This is a genomic window from Lentibacillus sp. (assembly GCF_035301925.1).
Taxonomy (GTDB): domain Bacteria; phylum Bacillota; class Bacilli; order Bacillales; family Amphibacillaceae; genus Lentibacillus.
On sequence record NZ_DATGTI010000190.1, the window covers coordinates 1 to 5,867 of the forward strand.

Genomic DNA, 5,867 nt, shown 5'->3' on the forward strand with positions numbered 1-5,867 from the left:
AGCTGTGGCACTCGTGGCTGTTGTCACATTCGGTTTATATATTCCAGAAATCAATATTGATGTCGATGCAGAGCAAAGCAAAGAGACGGCTGACGCGGACACGTCCGGTAAGAACGGAGCAGCGGAACATGGTAGACAGCCCGTCCTGGACAGAGACTCATCTGAAATTCAGGCCGAAATCCCAGCTGCCGACCCGTTGCTTGCCTTAAGCGAAAAAGCGCAAGAACAGACGTTTATGAAAATGGGGCCACGGATTACCGCCAAAGTTGAAGATGAGTTCCAGACTGTTATTTTGCCGAAAGTGGAAGAAGCACTTCATCTGATTATGGACGATACGGATAAGGATGATTTTCAATATTTCAGCATTACGGAACGGCCGTCCGATGGTTTTGGTGAGCGAATTTTCAATATTTATGACGAACGGACCGGAAAAGATATTGCCCGATTCGATGTCAGGCGCGAAAACCGGCCGATGGAAGGATACTGGTTTAATTTTCATTATCATTTGAGTCGTGACGGTTTTGAAGAACATCACGACATCGGGGAAATTTACTGGGATAAAAATATTCCGCCGAAGTGGATGGCTTAGCAAAAATAGCCTGGTCTTGCACCAGGCTTTTTGTTTGTTTATGATCGCTGTTTTTTCATTAATTTGTAAAATTGTGCATGAATCAGCAGTTGACATACACCCGGACACCATTGCGATGAAAAGAAATTAACCATATACTATGATAAAATAAAATTTAAAGCATCTGCGGTACGGACCGTTATTAACTAAAACAGGAGTTTACGATATGTCCGAAGAAAATATTACGAGAATCTATCTGGATGATAAAGAGTACATACTGATTGGAACCGCGCACGTGTCCAAAAGCAGTGCCGAACAGGTCAAGGAAGTGATTGAGGCGGAACAGCCGGATGCTGTCTGCGTTGAATTGGATAAGCAGCGGTACAAGTCCGTCACGGAAGGTAATAAGTGGAAGGACATGGACATTTTCCAGGTCATCAAAGAGCGAAAGGCCACATTACTGCTCATGAATTTGGCTATTTCTTCCTTTCAGAAACGCATGGCCAAACAGTTCGGCATCAACGCTGGCCAGGAGATGATTCAAGGGATTGAATCAGCGAAAGAAATCAACGCGGAATTGGTGCTGGCCGACCGCGATATTCAAGTCACCTTCTCCCGTATCTGGGGAAACATTGGTTTTAAAGGTAAAGCAATGCTCTTGATGCAGGTTTTCGGCAGCATTTTCAGCCGGGAGACGATTTCCGAAGAGGAACTGGAAAAACTCAAATCAAGGGATATGCTCGACAGTATGCTGGAGGAGTTTACCGAACATTTCCCGCGGCTGAAGAAACCGTTGATCGATGAACGGGACCAGTACCTTTCCGAAAAAATCAGGACAGCGCCGGGTAAAAAAGTTGCTGCTGTCCTTGGTGCTGCACACGTTCCGGGGATCACCAATGAAATCAAAAAGACGCACGATTTGAAACGGCTCAGTACACGACCGCCCAAGTCAAAGGCGCCCAAAATTATCGCTTGGGCGATCCCGATTTTGATCATATCCATCATTGCGTATACCTTTTTCAACAATCCGTCAGCCGGCTGGCAGCAAACGGTCAGTTGGATCCTATGGAATGGCAGCTTGTCGGCAGTTGGAACAGCCATCGCTTTGGGGCATCCATTAACGATTTTGACCGCTTTTCTTGCGGCACCGATATCATCATTAAACCCGCTGATTGCAGCAGGCTGGTTTGCCGGCATTGTTCAGGCCATAATCCGTAAGCCGCATGTCAGTGATTTTGAACAGTTATCCGAAGATGTTTATAGTGTGAAAGGATTTTGGCATAACAAAGTGACGCGGATTCTTCTGATTGTAGTGATGGCAAATATCGGCAGTTCGATTGGAACATTCATTGGCGGTGCAGATGTTATCCGGGTATTCCTGGAGAATCTTTAAAGTGTGTGTTTAAAAGGAGGATGATTTTTGAATATCCACTTTAAAGTATCAGGGGGAAAATTTCTATGAAGCTGATTGCTGAACAGCCGTATGTCAAAGTGGAGCGGCAAATTGCGAATACAGGGCAGTATTATGTTGAAGACGATCGCATACTGTATTTGTACAGTGACAGAATTGTGAGCAGGTATCATGAATTTTCCATTGAAAATGTCTGGGATATGTCCTACCGTCCTGTCGGTCAAAAAGGCGGTCTGTTGTATTTGCACACCAGTAAAGGCGTCAATGTTTATACGGTAAATAAATCGCCGGAACGCTTTATTGAAGCGTTCCGGGAAACAATACAAAATCAGCGTTAAACAAAGGCTTCCGGATGGCGGGAGCCTTCTGATTGATTTAAATTTTGCGCAGCAGGCGGTCCAGTTCGCACAACTTCGAGGTCCCATCGCGCGGAAATTTCACGCGATACCCATGTCGCGGCCTCGTGCCATACGCCCGCCAATTAGCGGAGCAGCAAGCCAAGCTACAACCGTCGTTAGAGCCTCCAAAACGAAAACGCCCTTTTGTCCATTGAACCCAGTCAATACGTCGCATAGAGTGCTTCTAAACGCCCTTTTGCCCATTGAACCCAGTCAAAATGTCGCATAGAATGCTTCTAAACGCTCTTTTGCCCATTGAACCCAGTCAAAACGTCGCATAGAAGGCTCTAGACCTTTCATCTATCAAATTCTCGCGGCAGACAACCAATTTCGCGGGACCCGACAAAAATCCAAATGCGCCAACGGACAGCACAGAAGCACAAAAAGCTTAAGGAGTCCCCCTTAAGCTTTTCAATCCTGCTCTTCTTTCAGCTTCAACCCAATAAATTTCGGTTCAGTCATATCCTCAACGGCATATTTGACGCCTTCCCGTCCGACGCCGCTTTGTTTAACGCCGCCGTATGGATGATTGTCCTGGCGGTAGGTTGAAATTTCATTGATCCAGACACCGCCCATCTCAAGCTGATCAGCTACCCGGAATGCCCGGTCGACATCTTTGGTAAAAACACCCGCCTGCAGCCCGTACATGGAATCATTCGAGTAGCGGATCACATCTTGTTCCGTGTCAAAGGGAATGACCGATACAATCGGCGCGAACACTTCCTCTGCGATAATTTTCATGTTGCTTTCGACCTCAGTCATGATGGTCGGCTTTAATACCGTGCCATCCCGCTCGCCGCCTGTTGCTATCTTTGCACCATTTTCGACTGCGTCATCGATCCACTGTTTGGCCCGCTTGGCTTCCTCTTCACTGATCATGGGCCCGATATCTGTCTCGTCTGATGCCGGATCGCCAATTGTCAGGTCTTCAGTCGCCTTAATGTATTCTTTCAGAAATTGATCATAGATTGATTTTTGCACATAAATGCGCTGTGCCGAAATACACACTTGACCGGAAAAGGAAAAGGCACCCTTGACGAGCTTGTTGACTGCTTCATTAATGTTTCCGTCATCAAATATGATGTTTGGCGAATTGGATCCCAGTTCAAGTGTGACTTTTTTGAAGCCTGCTGATTCTTTGATGGACCGTCCAACCGGCAAACTCCCGGTAAACGATATTTTGTGCACGCTATCATGGGTGACCAGTTTTTCACCGATTTCTCCGGTTCCCATCAAAAGGTTCAGCACCCCAGCAGGCAACCCCGCTTCATGAAACAGTTTAGCCAATTTGTGTGCGGATACGGGTGTTTTTTCCGCGGGCTTGAAAACAACGGTATTCCCTGCTGCGATGGCTGGCGCAATTTTATGCAATGAAAGGTTCAGCGGGAAATTGAATGGCGTGATGGCTGCTACGACTCCGAGCGGGATGTGTTTGACCAATCCGAGGCGTCCATCCCCATCAATCGCTGCATCCATCGGAATCACTTCTCCGCTGATATGTTTCGCTTCCTCGGAGGCAAAACGAAGCACCTGAATCGCACGCTGGACCTCACCGCGGCTGAAAAAGATCGGTTTGCCGGCCTCTTTCATAATAGTTTCGGCAAAGTCATCCGCACGTTCTTCCATCAAGTCGGCTGTTTTGCGCAATATATCTGAACGCTCATGTGCCGGCATATCTTTCATCGTCTTGTGGAATGTGTCATATGAATTGGTGACGGCCTGTTCAAATTCGTCATCATTCATCAGGGCAATTTCCTCTACTTTTTCCCCGTTGTACGGATTTTTGACTTCGATTGAATCATTGCTCGTGTTAATCTCTTCTCCATTAATAATCGATCCTATCATAACAAATGGCCTCCTTTCTAAACTTTTAGCAAATAATCTCGCCGAGTTTTTCGGTCAATTTCATATTTTCGCTGTAGTCAACCGGACAATCGATGAAGACCGGCTCGTTCATAGCGGCAGCTTTTTCCAGTGATGGTTTCAGTTCGTCTGCTTTTGTAATGGTCATCACCTCAAAGCCGTACGATGCGGCAAGCTGCTGGTAGTCCGGATTGCCGAACTTGATATAGGATGACCGTTCAAATTTCTTCAATTGATGCCATTCGATCAGACCATAGCCGTCATCGCGCCACATCAGCACAATGATGGGCAGATTAAGCCGTTTGGCTGTTTCCAGTTCAGCGCCGGTCATTTGAAACGAGCCGTCACCGCAAACGGCGACAACATTACGCTCCGGGTGTACCATTTTAGCGGCAATCGCACTCGGTACAGCAACGCCCATTGAGGCAAGACCATTGGAAATCAGGCATGTATTCGGCTGATGGGTGTGATACATGCGGGCCATCCACATTTTATGGGCACCCACGTCCGATATGGCAATCGCGTCTTCGTTTAAAACCTTACGCAGATCGAAAATGATTTTCTGCGGTTTCACAGGGAAGTGCGTATCTTCCTGAAATTCCTCCAATTCATCGAGTGCCTGCTTTCGGACATTGGAAACCCAGCTGATATCCCGGTCCGGGGAGCTGATATTTTCACCGAGCTGTTGCAGGTTTGCCGGGATGTCACCCAGAATATTGAGCGCTACCGGATAATTGGCATCGGTCTCAGCTTCCTCGGTGTCAACGTGAATGATTGGCGTATTGCTGCGGTTCCAGTTTTTCGGCGGGTATTCCGCGATATCAAACCCAATCGTCAAAATCAGATCAGCATCATTAAAGCCACACGTAATGTAATCGTTCCCGCCGATTCCAGCTGTAAGAAGGCTCAGATCATCTTCCCAGGAAATGGCACCTTTGCCCATAAACGAATGGACAACCGGGATCTGTACTTTATTTACAAACGCCCGAAATTCCTCGGTCGCCTGCTGCCGGCTGATGCCATTGCCCGCGAGGATGAGCGGGTTTTCTGCCTGTTCAATCATGTTGACAGCTTGCTCAATAATGCTTTCATTGGCTTTGGTATGCGGGCGTTCATTCGGCGCGAGTGGTGTCGTCTCATCGACGTCCAGGCTGGCGACATCTTCCGGCAGATCAATGTGTGTCGCGCCCCACTTTTCCTGACCGGCAACCTGAAATGCTTTGCGGACAACTTCCGGCGTAATTTTGGCTGATTTGATCTGGGCATTCCACTTGGTTACCGGTTCATACATGTTGATCAAATCATAATACTGATGGGAAATTTTATGCTGGCGGTCGAGTCCGGCCTGACCGGTAATGGCGACAAGCGGTGCATGATCCATATTGGCGTTGGCGACCCCGGTCATCAGGTTCGTTGCACCCGGGCCGAGTGTTGCCAGGCAGACACCGGGCTTGCCGGTCAACCGCCCGTATGTCGAGGCCATAAAGGCAGCACTTGTTTCGTGCCGTGTAACAATAAAATCAATATCCGAATCATAAATGGCATCCATCAGATCGATATTTTCCTCTCCGGGGACGCCAAAAACGTATTCCACACCTTCCTGTTCAAGACATTTGACGAGCAATTC

At 47.6% G+C, this 5,867-nt stretch carries 5 protein-coding genes; 3 read left to right on the forward strand and 2 right to left on the reverse strand.

The features are described 5' to 3' along the window. The 3 genes from VK080_RS15360 to VK080_RS15370 all read left to right on the forward strand — a co-directional run. Window positions 1-589: YpjP family protein (locus tag VK080_RS15360; protein ID WP_324225652.1), on the forward strand; the 589-nt coding region annotated here is incomplete at its 5' end. Between the two features lie 205 nt (window positions 590-794). Then, the gene (locus tag VK080_RS15365) at window positions 795-1,961 is read left to right on the forward strand and encodes a TraB/GumN family protein (RefSeq protein ID WP_324225653.1); all 1,167 of its coding nucleotides are present in this window, start codon (window positions 795-797) and stop codon (window positions 1,959-1,961) included. 65 nt (window positions 1,962-2,026) lie between these two features. Beyond that, window positions 2,027-2,317, forward strand: coding sequence for a hypothetical protein (locus VK080_RS15370; RefSeq protein WP_324225654.1), 291 nt, complete (start codon window positions 2,027-2,029; stop codon window positions 2,315-2,317). A 471-nt stretch (window positions 2,318-2,788) separates the two neighbouring features. Here the strand turns inward: VK080_RS15370 and VK080_RS15375 are convergent, their stop codons facing one another. Next, complete coding sequence (locus VK080_RS15375) at window positions 2,789-4,222, reverse strand: aldehyde dehydrogenase family protein (protein ID WP_324225655.1); 1,434 nt, start codon at window positions 4,220-4,222, stop codon at window positions 2,789-2,791. Between the two features lie 25 nt (window positions 4,223-4,247). Continuing rightward, the coding region (locus VK080_RS15380) for an acetolactate synthase large subunit (RefSeq protein WP_324225656.1) at window positions 4,248-5,867 on the reverse strand (1,620 nt) is incomplete at its 5' end.